The 17,433-nt window shown below is 72.3% G+C and carries 10 protein-coding genes and 1 tRNA gene; 6 read left to right on the plus strand and 5 right to left on the minus strand.

Annotation, left to right across the window (positions count from 1 at the left end; genetic code table 11):
* The first annotated feature begins 210 nt into the window (after nt 1-210).
* From ACWEFJ_RS02360 to ACWEFJ_RS02370, 3 genes are all read left to right on the plus strand, one after another.
* Nucleotides 211-1,734 (plus strand): glycosyltransferase, encoded by a 1,524-nt coding sequence (locus tag ACWEFJ_RS02360; protein WP_449712654.1) that lies wholly within the window; start codon nt 211-213, stop codon nt 1,732-1,734.
* 50 nt (nt 1,735-1,784) lie between these two features.
* Entirely contained in the window at nt 1,785-3,239 is a 1,455-nt protein-coding gene (locus ACWEFJ_RS02365) for a class I adenylate-forming enzyme family protein (RefSeq protein ID WP_449712655.1), read from the plus strand.
* 79 nt (nt 3,240-3,318) lie between these two features.
* Complete coding sequence (locus ACWEFJ_RS02370) at nt 3,319-4,524, plus strand: hypothetical protein (protein WP_449712656.1); 1,206 nt, start codon at nt 3,319-3,321, stop codon at nt 4,522-4,524.
* Between the two features lie 318 nt (nt 4,525-4,842).
* On the opposite strand, the gene ACWEFJ_RS02375 is transcribed toward ACWEFJ_RS02370, so the two are convergent.
* Nucleotides 4,843-5,763 carry an MBL fold metallo-hydrolase gene (locus ACWEFJ_RS02375; RefSeq protein ID WP_449712657.1) on the minus strand — a complete coding sequence of 307 codons (921 nt, stop codon included), beginning with the start codon at nt 5,761-5,763 and terminating at the stop codon, nt 4,843-4,845.
* Between the two features lie 138 nt (nt 5,764-5,901).
* Here ACWEFJ_RS02375 and ACWEFJ_RS02380 point away from each other — a divergent pair, with 138 nt between their 5' ends.
* Complete coding sequence (locus ACWEFJ_RS02380; RefSeq protein WP_449712658.1) at nt 5,902-6,705, plus strand: arginine deiminase family protein; 804 nt, start codon at nt 5,902-5,904, stop codon at nt 6,703-6,705.
* The gene (locus ACWEFJ_RS02385) at nt 6,630-9,407 is read left to right on the plus strand and encodes a BTAD domain-containing putative transcriptional regulator (protein WP_449712659.1); all 2,778 of its coding nucleotides are present in this window, start codon (nt 6,630-6,632) and stop codon (nt 9,405-9,407) included. The genes ACWEFJ_RS02380 and ACWEFJ_RS02385 overlap by 76 nt, the downstream gene beginning before the upstream one ends.
* 46 nt (nt 9,408-9,453) lie before the next feature.
* Here the strand turns inward: ACWEFJ_RS02385 and ACWEFJ_RS02390 are convergent, their stop codons facing one another.
* The gene (locus ACWEFJ_RS02390; protein WP_449712660.1) at nt 9,454-12,444 is read right to left on the minus strand and encodes a family 16 glycoside hydrolase; all 2,991 of its coding nucleotides are present in this window, start codon (nt 12,442-12,444) and stop codon (nt 9,454-9,456) included.
* Between the two features lie 335 nt (nt 12,445-12,779).
* Between ACWEFJ_RS02390 and ACWEFJ_RS02395 the strand changes: the two genes are divergently transcribed.
* Nucleotides 12,780-12,862, plus strand: a tRNA-Leu gene (locus ACWEFJ_RS02395).
* Here ACWEFJ_RS02395 and ACWEFJ_RS02400 read toward each other — a convergent pair.
* From ACWEFJ_RS02400 to ACWEFJ_RS02410, 3 genes are all read right to left on the minus strand, one after another.
* Nucleotides 12,844-14,604, minus strand: a complete 1,761-nt coding sequence (locus ACWEFJ_RS02400; RefSeq protein ID WP_449712661.1) for a recombinase family protein — start codon at nt 14,602-14,604, stop codon at nt 12,844-12,846. The two genes, ACWEFJ_RS02395 and ACWEFJ_RS02400, sit on opposite strands and share 19 nt — an antisense overlap.
* A 138-nt stretch (nt 14,605-14,742) precedes the next feature.
* Complete coding sequence (locus ACWEFJ_RS02405) at nt 14,743-16,809, minus strand: cell division protein FtsK (protein ID WP_449712662.1); 2,067 nt, start codon at nt 16,807-16,809, stop codon at nt 14,743-14,745.
* Complete coding sequence (locus ACWEFJ_RS02410; protein ID WP_449712663.1) at nt 16,704-17,432, minus strand: hypothetical protein; 729 nt, start codon at nt 17,430-17,432, stop codon at nt 16,704-16,706. Before ACWEFJ_RS02410 ends, ACWEFJ_RS02405 begins: the two co-directional genes overlap by 106 nt.
* Nucleotide 17,433: the final 1 nt, after the last annotated feature.

Here is a 17,433-nt window from a genome sequence, read left to right on the forward strand (position 1 = left end):
CGCCTGGAACGATCCGGCCCGCCGGGAGGCGGGTGGTGCCCGGGGATTCTTCCGCACGATCGCGGTATCCGTCGCGGTCCGTGCCCACCGCGGTGGACCGGGCGACCGGCGGTGCCGCCGTGGCCGCGGGCACACCCCGCCGCACGTCGTGCCCACGAAGCGCGGCGGCGTGGCGCGGCAGGACGACTCCCATTCGCTGAAGGGCGCGGCGTGAACCCGACCCCGGTACCGGGCCTGGTCTCGGTCGTCATGTTGGTGCGCAACCGCCGGGAGTGCACGCGCCGGGCGTTGGCCTCGCTCGCCCGCGCCTCCGGCGACTTCGAGGTCGTCGTGGTGGACAACGGGTCCGACGACGGCACCGCAGACCACCTGACCCGGCCGGCGTACCCCCGTCCGCTGACCGTGCTGCGGCACGAGGACGACCGGGGCGGCGGCGAACGCCGCAACGTCGGCGCGGCGGCGGCCCGCGGCGAGTTCCTGTTCTCCCTGGACAACGACGTGCTGGTGGACGACCTCGACGTGGTGGAGGTGCTCGCCGCCGAGCCGGCCGCCGACCCGGGTCTGGGCGCGGTGTCGCCGCTGCTGCTCTACCCCGGCGACGGGGCGCTGGCGCAGTGCGCGGGCGGCGTGTCCACGGCGGACGGGCGGATCGGCCCGGCCGGGCGCGGGCAGCCGCTGAGCGCCGACGACAAGCTGCCGATCTGGAAGCGGCACACGAGGGTGATCCGCAGCCGGTGGCGCGAGGTGTTCGCGGCCGGTCCGGCGCACCCCGCCGCGGACCCGGAGTGGGTGCCGGTCCACAAGGACCACTCCGACCTGGACCGGCCGCGCGCGTGGGTGGCCGCCGAGCCCGGGGCGACCGACGTGAGCTTCTTCGCCAGCGACCGGGCGCCGGCCTCGGCGGAGCCCGCCGACGTGCGGGTCGTCCTCGTCGGCGCGCGGGACGTGCCGGTGGTGGACGGGGTGCGGGTGGTGGACGGGGTGCGGGTGGTGGACGGGGTGCGGGTGGTGGACGGGGTGCGGGTGGTCGGCGTGGCCGATCCGGACGTGCGCGCGTTGCTGCCCGCCGCCCGCGCCCACGGCGCGCCGTGGGCGTTGCGGGACGCCGTGCGGCTGGTGGAGACCGTGCTCGCGGAGGGCGTGGTGGTGGCGTTGCCGGACGCCGCCGCGGTGGCGACCGCGTCGCGGCGCGGGCTGCCGGTGCTGCCGGGCAGGAAGGCGGCCGTCGACCTGGCCGACGTGGCGACCGACCGGTGCTCGGTGGACCTGCCCTGGGCGCACCACCCGGAGCTGACCGCGCTGCGCAAGGCGGTGAGCGAGGGCGGCGGTGTGCCGGGCGGTTTCGCGGTGCGGGTCGAGCACCCCGACGCGGACCTGGTCGCGGAGCTGGGCGCGGACGCGCTGGACGCCGTCGAACGGGTGCTGGGCGTGCCGGTCACCGCGGTGCGGACGGTCGCCGCGACCCGTGACGGCGTGCGGGCCGAGGCGGTGGCGGGCGGGGTGGCCGGGACGGTCGAGCTGGGCCGGGGCGCGCCGCGGTTGCGCGTGTCGGTCGAGGGCGTCGCGGACCTCGACGTGCCGCCGGTGGGCGGCGCGTACTCCGACTTCGTGGGCGCGCGGCGCGGCGGACCGCCGCCGTTGACCGGGTGGGCGGCCGTCGCCGGGGTGTTCGGCCTGGTGCGCGGGTGGCGTTCGGAGGTCGCCGCGCCGGACCGGTCCGGCGCGGGTTCGTGACACGTCCCCGCCCGGCGGCACGGGCGGGCGGGAGCAGGGAGAGCAGTGGGATGAACCTGGTCGAGGCGCTGCGCGCCGGAGCCGACGCGGGCGGGTGGCTCGACCGCCCGGCCTACGAGGTCGACGGGGCGATGCTGACGCACGCCGACGTCTACGACGGCGCCGCGCGGATCGCCGGCGCGCTGGTCGACCGGGGCGTGCGGCCCGGCGACCGGGTCGCGCTCGTGCTGGACGACGGCCCGGACTTCGTGCTGGCGTTCCTCGGCGCGGTGCACGCCGGCGGCGTGGCGGTGCCGGTCAACCCGCGGCTGCACCCCGACGAGCTGCGCCGGGTGCTCGTGGCCGCCCGGCCCGCGCTGGTCGTGCGCCGCCACCGCGACGTGCCGCCCGACACCGGGTCCCCGGCGACCACGTTCGCCGAGCTGGAGGGCGCGGCCCCGGCGCCCGTGGCGCCCCGCGCGCCGGACGACCAGGTGTACGCGACGTTCACCTCGGGCACGACCGGCGTGCCGCGCCTGTGCCCGCAGCTGCACGGCGACCCGGCCGTGCACCACCGGTCGTTCGCGGTGGCCGCGCTCGGGCTGGGCCCGGACGACGTCGTGCACTCGGTGTCGAAGATGCACTTCGCCTACGGCCTGGGCAATTCGCTGTTGTTCCCGCTGATGAGCGGCAGCCGCGTGGTGCTGAACCCGGAGCCGCCGCTGGTGGACGACGTGCTGGCGATCCTGGACAAGTACAACGTCACCGCGCTGTTCGCGGTGCCCACGTTCTACCGCAGGCTCGTCGACCACCCCGGCGGCGACCGGCTGGCCCGCCTCCGCCTCGCCGCGACCGGCGGGGAGGTGCTGGCGCCGGCGCTGGAGGAGCGGTTGACGCAGCTGCTCGGCGACCGGTTGCTCAACGGGATCGGCAGCACCGAGGTGGGTCAGGCGTTCACCCACAACACGCGGTCCGCGCGGCGGTTCAACACGGTGGGGCGGGCGCTGCCGCCGTTCGAGGTGCGGGTGGTGGACGACGCGGGCGAGCCCGTGGAGCCGGACGTGCTCGGCCGGTTGCAGGTGCGCGGCCCGACCGTCACGGCGGGCGTGGACCTCGACGGCCGGGCCCGGCGGGTCCGGGGCTGGTACGCCACCGGCGACCTGGCCTCGATCGACGCGGACGGCTACGTGCGCGTGACCGGGCGGCTGGACGACCTGGAGAACGTCGGCGGCATCAAGGTGCACCCGCTGGAGGTCGAGCACCTGCTGCTGGGGCACTCGATGGTGCGCGAGGCGGCGGTGTGCGCCGTGACGCTGGACGACGGGTCGGTGCGGCTGTGCGCGTACGTGGTGCGCGAGGAGGGGCCGCCGGAGATCGAGAGGCCGCTCGCGGACTCGTTGATCGCGCTGGTCCGCGCCCACCTGACCGCGTACAAGGTGCCGCGCGAGGTGGTGTTCGTGCCGTCGCTGCCCCGGACCGGCTCGGGCAAGCTGCGCCGGCACGTGGTGCGGACCTGGCGGCCCTGATCCGACCCCGGGGTGTCACATTCGTCGCGTCCGCGACGACCAACCACGTGTACACCCCAGGGGGAGGAAGGCCGCGTCCATGACCCAGACCAGCGGGCACCTGCACGGGCTCGGCGGTGGCGTCCCGCCGACCGTCGCCGACGTCGACCGGATCGCCGCGGACGGCGACCCGGTCGTGCGGAACCTGCGGATCACCCACTGCTACCACGAGCTGTCCCGGGCGCTGGCCGGCACCACCGGCGGGTGGGCCAACTGGTGCACGTTCGCGGTGTGGGCGTCCAAGCAGGTGGGGCAGACCATCCGGCAGGAGGACCTGGCCCGGGTGCTGGACCGGCTGCTGCGGTCCTCCCCCGAGGCCGCCGCCGCGGTGGACCTGGTGGCCGGCGGCCTGCGCCGGGCCGTGCCGAAGCACGCGGTCGAGGGCGTCGAGCGGTTGGTGCGCCAGGCCGTCGTGACGACCGCGCGGCTGGAGGCGGCCGGTGCGGCGGCGGCGCGCGGGAACCTCAAGGTGTTCGAGGAGATCGCCCGCGAGTTCGCCCGCTTCCTGGCCGAGTTCGCCGACGCCCCGGCCTACGACGAGGAGCGGATCACGCGGTTCGTGGACGGGCTGCGCCCCGGTGAGCCGCCGGAGGGGCAGCGCTACCTGCGGCAGGCGTTCACCCGCTACCACCGCGCCCGGTTCACCGCGGACGCCAAGGAGCGGGCCGAACTGCTGCTGCTGGCCAACGTCGAGGTCGGCCTGCACGAGCAGACCCGGCTGCAACCGGAGATCGCGGCCGCCCTGGAAGCGCCCGTGATCGACCCGCGCGACCTGGAACGCCGCCTGTTCGACCTGCTCCTGCCGGGCAACCGGGTGGTCAAGTGGCTGCGGCTGGCCCTGCTGACCGTGCTGGGCAGGCGCACGCCGGTGCGCGTCGCCGCCGAACGGCTGGCCGACCACGCCCGCGCGCTGGCCCGCCGCGCGGTCACCCGGCACCTGATGACGCTCGCGCTGCCCGGCGGCGAACTGCTCGACCTGGCCGAGGACCTGCGCGCCACCTTCCCGCCGCTGCTGGCCGAACTGGTCGACCCGGACCTGCTGGCGCTGCTGCGCACGGTCGACCCGACCCCGGACAGCCTGCTCGACACGGCCGCCCGCGACTGGGCCGACCTGCCGGACCGGATGCACTACATCGCCGACATGTTCCGCTGCCACGCGCAGCGGGCCGACCTGCTCGACCCGCCGTTCACCCCGGAGCAGGTCGCCGCCCTCGCCGCCGGACGCCTCCCGACCGGCCAACTCTGACCCCGACCACCGTTCCGCCCACCGGCGGATCGCCCCTCCCCGCGCGGGGGTTCGCCCCACTCCCCCACCCGGTGGCCGACCCGACGTCCCGGTTGCGGGGGGGGCGGGCCGGCTGCCGACGATCGGGCGCGAGCCGACCGCCGGCCCGCGCCCGATCCCCATGGTGGCCGGCCCTGGGCCCGGTGCCGACGGTGGCGACCGCGCTGGTGTGCGTGCCGTCGTTTTACCCGGCGGCGGTCGAGCCGCCGGGAGGGCGGCGCGTTCGTGGCGGCCTCCGTGCTCTGCACGACCTGGCCGGTCACCACCCGCTGGTGACCGTCACACCGCGCACGCCAGCGGCCCGCCGTGGTAGGCCACGGCGTCGCCGAACGCGGCCACGACGTCCAGCTCGCGCCCGGCCGCGTCGGCGTAGGCGCGGTGCAGGTTGAGCACCAGCCGTTCCGCGTCGGGCAGGTCGGCGAACTCGCCCAGGTCCGCCTCCCGCGCCGCCTGCAACGGGGTCAGCCCCCGCTCCATGCCCGCCTCGGCGGTGGCCAGCACGAACCGGTAGTAACGCGCGTGGGTGTCGAGCACGGCGTCGAACTCCGCGCCGGTGACCAGCGGGCCGTGGCCGGGCACGACGTGCTCGGGGCGGAACGCGCGCAGCCAGTCCAGCGACCGCAGCGCGCCCTCGGCGGAACCCATCACGATCAGCGGCGTGACCCGGTTGAACACCAGGTCGCCGGCGAACAGGACGCGGTCCTGCGGCAGCCACGCGACCGCGTCGCCCGCCGTGTGCGCCGGGTGACCGGGGTGGCGCACGATCACCGGCTTGTCCCCGGCGTGCAGGGTCAGCTCGTCGCGGAACGTGACCGTCGGCGGGCGCACCGCGTCCACGCCCCAGTCCGGCGTCGGCGACCACAGCGGCGGGGTGTCGGCCAGCAGGAAGTCGGCGAGGATGCCCTGGCGGGTCAGCTCGTGCGCGACGATCGCGGTCGAGTCGGGCAGCAGGGCGTTGCCGTACACGTGATCGCCGTGCAGGTGGGTGTTCACGGCCGACCGGATCGGCGCGCCGTCGGTGGCGTCGCGCACGGCGTCGAGGAACAGCCGCGTGCGGCGGCGGGTGGCGCAGGTGTCGACGAGCACGACGTCGCCCCCGGCGTGCACCGCGCCCGCGTTGTTGATCCACCACGTGCCGCCCGGCTGGACCCAGGCGTGCACGCCCGGCGCCAGCTCGCACAGGCTCGGTTCCGTCGTCATGATCGGCAATCTAGCGCCCCGCCGCGCACACCCATCACCCGAACGGGGAGAGTGGGCGTCGGCCCCGGCCGTGGCCCTGAGGGTCCGCCGACCCCGACCTACCGTGGCCGGGCCGGGCCGGATCTGTCCTACGGCGCGTTGGGCAAGGAAGACCTCTCCGGGCTGCGGCAGCCGTCGATGATGGGCGTGCTGGAGTCGGTCATGGGCGCGTGGGTTTCGGCGTTCATCGGCGCGGGCCTGATCGTCTCGGTGCTCGGGCCGTTGTACTGGCCCGCGCGGCACGACGAGACGTTGCCGATGAAGGCGGTCTACGAGTTCCACCCCGACTTCGTCGGCTCGACCGTGAGGTGGTGCGACCCCGAGCGTTCGTGGGGACTGTCCACGTTGGAGGGTGGCGACGTGATGCCGGTCGGCAACGGCGTGGTGCTGATCGGGATGAGCGAGCGGTCGTCGCGCCAGGCCATCACCCAGCTCGCGGCCACCCTGTTCGAGCGCGGCGCCGCCGAGCGCGTGATCGTGGCGGGCATGCCGAAGCCGCGCGCGGCCATGCGCCTGGACACGGTGTTCACCTTCGCCGACCGCGACTGCGTGACGACGTTCCCGAACATCGTGGACGGCATCCACACGTTCACCCTGCGACCCGGCGACCCGATCGAGGTCACCGAGGAGAAGCTGTCGTTCGTCGACGTGGTCGCCGACGCGCTGAACCTGCCGGGGCTGCGCGTCGTGGAGACGGGCGGTGACGCCTACGCCGCCGAACGCGGCCAGTGGGACAGCGGCAACACCGGTGGACTGCTGAGCGGCCCCCGTCCCGCGGGCGCACCACCGTCGTTGATCCGCTTCGCCGCTTTCGGTAAAGAGGAGTGGTGGGTGACAACAGCGGTCATGGGGGGTCGCGCGATGTCCTGGTCGGCGTGCTGGGCGAGGTCGAGGTCCGGCTGAACGGCGTGCCGGTGCCGCTGGGGCACGCCCGGCAGCGGTCGGTGCTCGGGGCGCTGCTGGTGGACCGCAACCGTCCGGTGCCGGCGGACACCCTGGTCGACCGGGTGTGGGGCGGGCGGACACCGGGACGGGCGCGGGCGGCGTTGCGCACCTACCTGTCCAACCTGCGGCGGGCGCTGGCGCCGACCCCGATCACGATCACCCGCCGGGACACCGGCTACGTCGTCACCGTCGACCCGGACACCGTGGACGTGGACCGCTTCGCCCGCCTGCACGCCCGGGCGCGCGACACCGACGACCCCGAGCAGGCCCTGGCGCTGGTCGAGCGGGCGTTGGCGCTGTGGCGGGGCGAGCCGCTGGCCGAGAGCGACACGCCCTGGGCCCGGTCGGTGCGGGAGCGATTACGGCTCGACCGCGCCGCCGCCGAGGCCGACCGCGTCGACTGGGCGCTGGCGTGCGGCCGGCACCGCGACCTGATCCCGGCGCTGACCGCGCGGGCCGCCGAAGACCCGTTGGACGAGCGCGTGACGGCCCGGCTGATGCTCGCGCTGTACCGCGAGGGTCGCCAGGCCGACGCCCTGGAGCACTACCGGCGGCTGCGCACGAGCCTGGCGCGGGAGCTGGGCGTGGACCCCGGCGCCGAACTGCAACGCCTGCACCAGCGCATCCTCACCACCGAGCCCGTCGCCGCCCCGGGCGACACCCGCACACCGGTCCCCCGACAACTCCCGGCCGCGCCCGCGCCGTTCGTGGGCCGCCTGGACGAGCTGGACCGCCTCGACACCGCGCTCAAGGTCGCCGACCACGCCGCCACCGTGCTGATCTCCGCGATCGGCGGCGCGGGCGGCATCGGCAAGACGTGGCTGGCGCTGCACTGGGCGCACGCGCACCGCGACCGCTTCCCCGACGGGCAGCTCTTCGCCGACCTGAACGGCTTCGGCCCCACCGGCGACCGCGTCACGCCCGCCGCGGTGCTGCGCAACTTCCTCGACGCCCTCGGCGTGGACCCGCGACGCCGCCCCGCCGACCCGGACGCGCAGGCCGCGTTGTTCCGCAGCCTCGTCGCGGGCCGGCGGGTGCTGCTGGTGCTGGACAACGCCGCCGACACCGACCAGGTCACCCCGCTGCTGCCGGGCAGCGAGACGTGCACCGTCCTGGTCACCAGCCGCAACCACCTGCCCGGCCTGATCAGCGGCCACGGCGCGCACCACCTCGCGCTGGACGTGCTGCCGATCGCCGACGCCCGCGCCCTGCTCACCGCCCGCCTCGGCGTGGACCGGGTCGAGAGCGAGGCCAAGGCCGTGGACGACCTGATCAAGCTCAGCGGCGGCTTCCCGCTGGCGTTGAGCGTCGTCGCCGCCCACGCCCACACCCGGCCCCGGCTGCCGCTGGCCGTGCTCGCCGCCGAGCTGCGCGACCTCGGCCTGGACGCGCTCGACACCGGCGACCCGACCGCCAGCCTGCCCGCCGTGCTGTCCTGGTCCGTGCGCGCCCTGCCCGACGACCGGCGCGAGGTCTTCGCCCTGCTCGGCATCGCCCCCGGAGCCGACACCGACCTGTTCGCCGCCGCCGCCCTCACCGGCCTGCCCGTGCCGGACACGCGCCGCGCGCTGCTCGCCCTCGAAGACGCCTCGCTGCTGCACCGCGACGCGCAGGGCCGCTACGGCATGCACGAGCTGATCCGCGCCTACGCCGCCGACACCGCCCGCGACCTGCCCGATCCGACGCGGCACGCGGCCCTGACCAGGGTCGTGGACTTCTACCTGCACACCGCCGCCGCGGCCGACCGCCTCCTGGAACCCGACCGGCAACCGGTCGCGTTGCCGCCGCCGAGCGTCCCCGCGCGGCCACCGGCCGACCTGCCGGAGGCGATGGCGTGGCTGGACGCCGAGCACGCCAACGTCCTGGCCGCCCAACAGGTCGCCGCCGCCCAGGGGCGGCGCGACGTCGTGTGGCAACTGGCGTGGACCCTCTACACGTTCCACTACCGGCGCGGGCACACCCACGAGAACCTGGCGCTCTGGCAGGCGGCGCTCGCCGCGAGCCTGCCCGACCCGCCCGCCCTCGTGCACCGCCACCTCGGCGTCTCCCACGCCTACCTCGGCCACCACGACCGGGCGACCGACCACCTGCACCGGGCACTCGCCGTGGCCGAACGGCAGGGCGACCCGACCGAGCAGGCCAACACCCACCGCCAGCTCGCGTGGACCTGGGAACGCCGCGGCGACGACCGGCGGGCCATGGCCCACGCCCGCGCGGCCCTGGACCTCTACCGCGCGCTCGACCAGACCGTCGGCGAGGTCCGCGCGCTCAACCAGGTCGGCTGGTACGCCGTCCGCCTGGGCGACTACGACACCGCCCGCGAGCACTGCCTGGCCGCCCTGACCGCCAACCGCCGCCACCACAGCACCGCCAGCGAGGCCGACATCCACCACAGCCTCGGCTGGATCGAGCACCACGCCGGCCGCCACCGGCAGGCCGTCGGGCACTACGAGCGGGCACTGGCCCTGTTCCGCGACCTGGGCGACGCCGTCGGCGTGGCCGGCACCCTCGACCACCTGGCCGAGCCCCACGCCGCCCTCGGCCACACCGACCGGGCCCGCGCGGCCTGGCAGGAAGCGCTGGAGCTGTACCGCGACCAAGGCCGCGCCGCCGACGTCGACCGCGTCCGGCGACGCCTGGGCGACCTCGGCACGACCTGACCGCGCCCCGGGCCGTCCGCCACGACGACCCGGGACGCGCCGGCCGCTAGTTCAGCGGCTCCACCCAGATGTTGCGGAACCGCACGTTCTCACCGGGATCGCCGTGGTCCTGCAACCGCAGCGGACCCGCGCTCGGCCCCTCCGCCGCGCCACCGCCGGTCGGCCCGTCGATCGCGAAGTCCTGGTGCACGGTGACCCCGTTCCACACCACGGTGACGCGCGCGTTCTCCGTCTTCACGCCCGAGCCGTCGTACCGCGCGGCCCGGAACGTGATGTCGTAGGTCTGCCACGTCTGCGGCGCCGTGCCCGCGTTCGGCGACGCCGCCCGCTTCAGGTAGATGCTCGCCGCGTCGTCGGCCGCCAACGGCTGCTTGCCGTAGCTGTCCAGGATCTGCACCTCGTAGCGGTCCTGGAGGTAGACGCCGCTGTTGGCGCGCTGCTGCCCGGTGACGTTGGACGGCAGGTTCGGCAGCCAGAACTCCAGGTGCAGCCGGAAGTCGCCGAACACCTGCCGGCTGCGGATGTCCCCGCCCAACGCCTCCATCGACCCGTTCGCCACCGGCCACGACGGCGCGCTGCCGTCGGCGTTGCGCCACTGCTCCGTGCCGCCGCCGTTGTAGAGCACGACCCGTTGCGCCGGCGTGACCGTCAGGTAGTCCAGGTTCACGTGCCCGATGTCGCCGCTGTCGACCCGGTAGGCGATCGTGTTCGCCCCCGCCCGCAACGTCAACGACTCGGTGTGCGTCGCCCACGTGTCCCAGTTGCCCGTGTCCGCCAACGCGACCTGCCGCACCTTGGCGCCGTTGACGTACACGCTGACGGTCTTCGTCCCCGACGACGGGTTCGGCCCGTTGCTGTACCGCAACCCGACCGTGTGCGCCCCCGCCGCCGACGCGTTGACCGCGAACCGGGTGGTCGCACCCTGCGTGCCGTACCCGTCCACGAACCCCGCGCCCGAGTAGCCGGTGTGATCGGTGTTGACCCCCGCGCCACCGGACAGCGCCGCGCTCTCCGCCTCCAACAACTGCGTCGGCGACGGCGCGCTGCCGACCAGGTTGTTCACCGTGTACCAGGCTTCGGTGCTCCACAACGGCACCCCGGTGCTCGACGTGAACGGCCGCGGCGACCGCAGGTGCACCACCCGCCCGGCCTTGAGCCCGTCCAGCTTCAACGTGACTTTCCGCCCGTCCGCCGACAGGGCCGCCGACGCCACCCGCAGGCTCTCCTGGTCCACCTTGGGGCCGCCGTAGGACGGCGTCGCCGCGTACCGCCACTGCGTCGCCCGATAGCGACCGGCCAACCCCGCCGCCGTCTCCGCCGACAACGGCTGCGTGTACTCCAACTCGAACCCGCCCGCGATCGCCCGCACCGCCAGCAGGTCGAACGTGCGGCCGCCGTTCGGCGTCAGCTTCTGCAACCCGTACAGCAGCTTGCCGTCCTGGCCCCAGTTCCCGCCGTCGCCGATGCCGCCGACGTAGATCGCGCCGTCCGGGCCGAGGCTGATCCGGTTCACCCCGGCCTCCAGGCCCTGCGTCAGCCGGAACACCGCACCCTGGTACTCCCCGTTGACCTTCTCCAGGAACGCCCGCTGAAGACCGCCGTACGTGACGTCGCCGAACACCATCTGCCCCGCGTACGGACCCGTCGTCAGGTGCACCGGCGTGCTGGGCGAGTTCGCGATCTCGTTCTGCGGCAACCACAGCACCGGAGCCGTGACCGGGTTCGCGTCGAACGGCCCGGCCGGGTTCGTGTAGTGGTTGAAGAACCGGTCCTGCTTGACGTGCACCAACTTCGACGCGGGCAGCCAACCGCCCTGGTTGTCGGTGACGAACATGCCGCCCTCCGGCCCCCACCCGATCCCGTTGGGCGTGCGCAGGCCACCGGCCAGGTACGTGACCTGCCCGGTGGAGCGGTTCACCTTCACCGTCGTCCCCCGGTTGACCGCCGGCTGCGGGTTCGTCGTCGCCCCACCGGTGTTGATCGCCACCGAGAGGTTCAGGTAGAAGAACCCGTCCTGGTACAGCAACCCGAACGCGAACTCGTGGAAGTTCCCGCCGTACGGCCACGTCGCCACCGCCCGCGACTGGTCCACCACATCGTCGCCGTTGGTGTCCGTCAGCTCGGTGAGCTGGTGCTTCTGCGACACGTAGAGCCGACCGTCGAGCGCCTTCACCCCCATCGGCTCCCGCAGGTTCGTCGCGATCCGCTTCGTCGTGACCCGATCCGGCGACGTCGCCCCCGTGACGTTCCCGAGCACCCACAACTCACCGGTGTCCGTGCTCTTGCCGTCCCAGGTCGCGATCACCAACCGGCCGTCCGGCAGCCAATCCATCGCACTGACCCGCGGCTGGAACCCCGACGGGCGCAAATTCGTCAACGTGAAGTCCGGGTGCACCGCGTTGAGCGGCAACCCGTCACCGGGCGAATCACCGGTCGTCGCGCAGTCCTTCCGTCCGGGGGCCGTCACCCGAACCACCCCGGCATCCGTGCTCAGGGCGGAGTTCGGCACCACCGAGAACCCCGACGCCCCCGGCGGCTTCCACTGCAAAGTCAGCTGCTGACCACCGTCCCGCTCGAAGTGATCGATCAACAACGAGTGGTACCCGGCCGACAGGTTGACCGTCCCGTCCTTCGGATCCGGCCCGTGCAACCCGTCGTGATCCACCACCACGGTGCCGTCGACGCTCAGCCGAGACCCGTCGTCACTGAGCACCCGAAACGTGTACGCGCCCGCCTGCGTGACGTTGAGGTTGCCCGTGACCTGCACGACGAACCGATCGGCGAACCCGAACTGCTCCGTCGTCGTCCAGTCGATCGTGGGCATGAGCTTGTCGACGTTGGGCGTCTGCGCGGGCTTCAACGTGCAGAGCCGATCCAACCCGACCTGCACGTCGAACACCCTCAAGGTGACCCCGGGCTCCTGCGGAGGAACCACATCACTGCGCGGATCCGCCACCGCCGGCGTCGCGCCGATCACCAAAGATGCCGCTAAGAGCCCAAACCCCGAGGTCCGCGTCCATCGCGCTGTCCATCTCATATCCATGCTCCTGGCAGGGACAGGGACGACCACGCCGTGACCGACGTCGTCGTCGCACGGTGTTGCAGGGAGCATGAACGCTAGGGGCCCCTGACCAGGCAAGTCCAGAACTTTCGTCAAATCTGACCGAACTTTTGTCCAGTTCAAGCATAAGTCGCCCCACCCACCCCTTTGATCAACCACCCCCACCACCCCCCACCCCGCCACCACCCGACCCATGATCCACTCACACTTCCGCTACCAGCAAAAACCCACCCGGAACCCCAACAACCGACCCCGATTTGGACCACGGAAGACGATCATGTAATCTATGCACACACCACGGCGAGAGCCGAGTCCGGGTGGCGGAATGGCAGACGCGCTAGCTTGAGGTGCTAGTCCCCGCAAGGGGGTGGGGGTTCAAGTCCCCCCTCGGACACGCGCACTATTCACACGGCCCACGGGTTTGATGATCACATCAGCCTCGTGGGCCGTGTGCGTGTAACGAACTTGCTGGTCAACCGCCCTGTAGAGGCCCGCCACGCTCTCTATGTCAGCACCGGCCAGTGCCGCTCCGACGTTACCCAGCGAGTCGATCATCGCGTGCACCTCGGCGGCGCTCAGGGCGTCCGGGGCCGGTGCCCCCTCCAGTTCCGCCCGCGCGGCAGCTCGAACCGCCTGCGCCTCGTTCATCGGCTCGACCAGTGCCAGCGGGTCGATTCCGGCTTTGATCGCCTCTTGGAACCGGCTCAACTGCTCCTCCGCTTTGACGAGCCGCGCTTTCGCCGCTTCCCTGCCGTTCGCTGCGCCGTTCGTTCCCTGCGACTCGACCAGGGCGGCGACGGTGCGGTCCCGGTTCTCCGGCGCGAACAATCGCCCGAGCCACCCGTTCACCGCTTCCTGAAGAACGTCCTCGCGGAGGTAGACCGTGGGCGGATGCGTGGCGAGCGCCGGTGATCCGGGCGCGAGTGTCCGAGCCGGACACCGGTAGTACACACCGCGCGCCCGTGGACTGGCCTCCATCTTCCGACCGCAGGCTGTGCACCGGACGATGCCCCGGAACAGGTACGGCCGTTTTGTTGGCCGCTCGGCGCGCTCGGTCTTACGTGCCGTCTTCAGCCCACCGGCGGACTTCGACTTGCGCAGCAGGTGCGCCTGCGTGAACTCCTCGACGCTCACGATCGCCGGGTGCGCAGGCTTGCGAGAACGCACGATCCGATCGGCGCTCGCTCGTCGGAACCGGATCACATACCCGGCTGCCACGTCGTCGGGGTCGAGCAGCATCTCCTGCCGCGCCCACCGCCCGAAGAACGCAAACCCGGTGTACCTCGGGTTGTCCAGGATCGCCCGGACCGTGCTGCCCTGCCATCCATCGGCCAGCCGGTGCCGGTTCTGATCCGGCCGCCGAGCAGACGGGCACGGAATCCCGTCACAGTTGAGGCCCGTTGCGATCGCCCGATCACCTCGACCGCTCACGTACTCGGCGAAGATCCGCCGCACCACCTCGGCAGACGGCTCGTCAATCGCCAGCACCCGCAACCGGTAGCCCTCACTCGCTTTCCGCGGATTCGGGTGCGGACCACCGTCCACCACGACGTACCCGTACGGCGCGCGGCCGCCCTGGTGCCGCCCCTCGTTCACGACCTGCGCATCCATGGCCGCGCGGACACGAGCCTGCACGTGCTGACGCTCGGACTCGCTCATACCGCCGAGCACGCTCATCAGCATCTTGTGGGAGGGGTTCCGAGCGTCGAACTTCCCGCCCAGTTCCGGCACCCACAGATCGACGCCGTACGCGGCGAACTTCGGCGCGACGAGCGAGAACTGATTGCCGAACCAACACCGCGTGCCCTCACCGACCACCACGGCGTTCCACCCGCGATACGGGTTCTTCAGCGCCGCCAGCAGTCGAGCCGCCTCCTCCCGTCGCTCCCACGGCACGGACCTCGACTGCCCCACGTCGAAGAACTCCTCAGCGACGACACCACCGAGCGGTTCCACGAACTTCCGCGCGTTGCCGAACTGCCACCCGCGCGACGTCTCCGGATCTTGGTTGTCCTCGGTCGAGCACCGCCCGTAGACCGCTACCGGCCCGATACCGTCCTCGACCGCTTCGACCACCTCGACGCCCAGCAGCTCGTCCAGTGTCGCCCACGGGTCTCGGCTGATTTCAACAGTCATCGTCACCCCCTCCCGGAGGTCCGTCCAAGACCTCCACCTCGGTCAGTTCGACCAGTATGGCAAGCAGTATGCGGCTGGTAGAAGTCGTCAGCACAGGAAGTTCATCCGGCAGGCGCACGGTGACACGGCCGTCATCGGTCATGCCTGATCACCGGCCTGCGAGCCGATTTCATCAGCCGCCGCCCGCTCGACAGCCGCCCGGATGTCCGCCGTCAGGTATCCCCGCACACGCCGCGATCCGTCGCCGCCGGACACGTACTGCCGCAGCGGCTTGCACCCCAGCTCGCTCATCTCGCGAGCGAACGTGACCGCCTCGACCTCCAGCGCCTCGACCAACTCCGACGTGGGCACGAACTCCCGCTCATCCAGCTCCTCACCGAGGTAGTCCACGACCGAAGCCAACGGTTCCGGCAGGTCCACCACCCACCTGTCAGCCGTCCCGCTCCCCAGTGCCTTGACGACCGACGACGAGTCGATCGGACGTGGCGCATCGTCACCCACGGCATGACCGGCGAGCGTGCCCGCGGCTTCCCTCAGCGATCGACCACGCGCACAGATCACCCGCCACTCGGCGTTGGGCATGTAGTAGGTCCGCACGGTCATGGCGATCATGTCCGCGCCGGCGTCCGTCTCGCCGTCCGGCCGCAGGATGCCGACGCCCTTGTGACTCGGCAGCAGGGTCGAAGCGTCATACCCACGGGTGTTCATCTGCTCGCCGAGCACGATGTTTGAGTCGCGCCAGTCCATCACCCGCAACGCGAACCGCGAGCCGAGCACCGCCCGCAACCGCGACGGGATGGTGTTCGAGTCCGGCCGCTGAGTGGCCAGGATGACCACCACACCGGCCGCCGGCCCTTTCCGCACGAGGTAGGTCAACAGGTCGGCGATGTACGCGCCGAGCGTGGTCTTCTTGCCGCCAACCTGCTCCCGCGCCGCGGTCTCCAGGAACACCTGAACCTCATCGATCACCACTCCAGTGATCGGCATCCCGAGGTCCATGTCCCGCGAGGTGATCTTCGACTCTGGACAGATCTCATCGTCCAAAGTGGCCATACGGGCATATCGAGCTTGCACCTCTGCAACCAACTCCACCAGGTGATCCCGCACGGCGTACGCGTGCTCAAGCTCATCACCGCACACGTACCTGTAGGCGATCTGTTCGGCAGCCTCCCAATCCTTGCCGCCCTTCCCATCGAACACGTACAGCCGCGCGTACGGGTCCAGCACAAGCCCAGCAGCCGCCAACCGAGTAGCGAACGTCTTGCCCTGTCTGGGAATCGCACCGACAAGCAACGACGTCCACACCAACGGAAGATCAATCCGCCGGTTCCGCGCATCCCGCCCGAACGGCACCGGCCGCCACGCGTCCCACCGCTCCACGTCGAGCAACGGCGTCCGCAACGGCGGACTGGCGTACGGGTCTTCGTCAGCGACCCACAGAGCCACCCGCCCCGCGTGCCCGCCCCGACCGCGGACCCGCTCCACGATGAGCTGTACCTCGTCCACCGCCAGCGCCGACGCGAGCGCGTCCCGGTGCTTGATGACGTCGGCAGCCTTCCGCGTGGCCGGAAGATCGACCGTGACCGCCCAGCCTTGCCCTACTCGTACCGCGCGCTCGACCAACCGCAAGGTCTCGTCCTTGCCGATCAGCTTCGCGTCCCGGAACGCGTCGACCAGGAGTTGCGAGTCCATCGTCCAAGCCAGCGTCCGCGGTCCGCCCAACACCGCCTTGCGCCCCGGCGATCCGTCCTTCCGCCGACCCACGATCGCCAGCACCACCGACGCCAACCCAGCCGCGCTCCACAAGGCAACCGAGCCGTAAAGCACGTACAGCACGAGCAATGCCGCCGCGACAGCTCCAACCAGGGCACCGGTCACCTTCCACCGGAACAGCGTCAAGGCGCGAATCTCCACGAACTTGTCCGCCAACTTCTCGGACTGCTCCGCAGCCTCCCGGTAGTCCCGCACCCGAACCCAGCGCCGCCACGCCCGAGCTGCCACCAGTGCTCCCCTGCCAATTCCGCCGACGAACCGGCCAGGGAGACGCACAAGCCAAGTGGTGACTTCTTTCAACCAACACTGAAGCAATCGTGATGACTTCAGTTGTGATGTTTCGCCGGCCCGACGCCAGCCGCTCCCCAACCGCCGAACCAGCGTCTTCGGTTCACCGACCAACTCGCCATCGAGCACCGGCTCAGCGGGCACCAGGTCGCCGTTCGTGAACGACCCCCATCCTCCGTGAGCGCCGCCGCAAGCCGTGACGACAGGCCACGCGAGCACCCGGTGACCTCCCGCACCCACGCCGGCGTGACCTTCACGTCCGGCGTCCGCGCCGCCTGAGCCACGGCGAGATAGTCCGCGAACGACGTCCGCGGAGCGGTGGGCACCGGTGCCGGCGGAGCGCTCGGCGCGGCGTTCACGGCCGCGCCGAGCTTGTCCCGCAACTCCGTGACCGCCTCCGCCGCCACGAACACCACCAACGGCGGCACCGAGTGCAGCACCACGAGCGCCGCCGATCCGGCCACGAACGCACTCCAGGTGTTCATGACGTACGTGGCCGCGAGCGTGAACCACTTCGCCGCTCGCACCCATCCACCCATCCGGACGCCATACCGAGCGGTGACCTGCTCGGCCCGAAGGATCGCCAAGAGCACCAGCGACACCATCGGGTCGAGCAGCCACGCCGCACACCAGGCAAGCGACCACACCGGCGCACCAGCCGCCGCGAACTGCTGGACGTTGGTCATCGTGAACGCCAACCCGAGCAAGATCCCCGTCCAGCACAACCGGTCGACCTGCCGAGCCACCCGCTCGACCGACTCGCCCATC

It is taken from the genome of Actinosynnema sp. NPDC004786, assembly GCF_053601135.1.

Bases quoted from the DNA above. Each gene is read 5' to 3' on its own strand.
- ACWEFJ_RS02375 (WP_449712657.1), bottom strand. From the start codon at position 5,763: ATGACGACGGAACCGAGCCTGTGCGAGCTGGCGCCGGGCGTGCACGCC.
- ACWEFJ_RS02370 (WP_449712656.1), top strand. From the start codon at position 3,319: ATGACCCAGACCAGCGGGCACCTGCACGGGCTCGGCGGTGGCGTCCCG.
- ACWEFJ_RS02400 (WP_449712661.1), bottom strand. From the start codon at position 14,604: ATGACTGTTGAAATCAGCCGAGACCCGTGGGCGACACTGGACGAGCTG.
- ACWEFJ_RS02390 (WP_449712660.1), bottom strand. From the start codon at position 12,444: ATGAGATGGACAGCGCGATGGACGCGGACCTCGGGGTTTGGGCTCTTA.
- ACWEFJ_RS02365 (WP_449712655.1), top strand. From the start codon at position 1,785: ATGAACCTGGTCGAGGCGCTGCGCGCCGGAGCCGACGCGGGCGGGTGG.
- ACWEFJ_RS02410 (WP_449712663.1), bottom strand. From the start codon at position 17,432: ATGGGCGAGTCGGTCGAGCGGGTGGCTCGGCAGGTCGACCGGTTGTGC.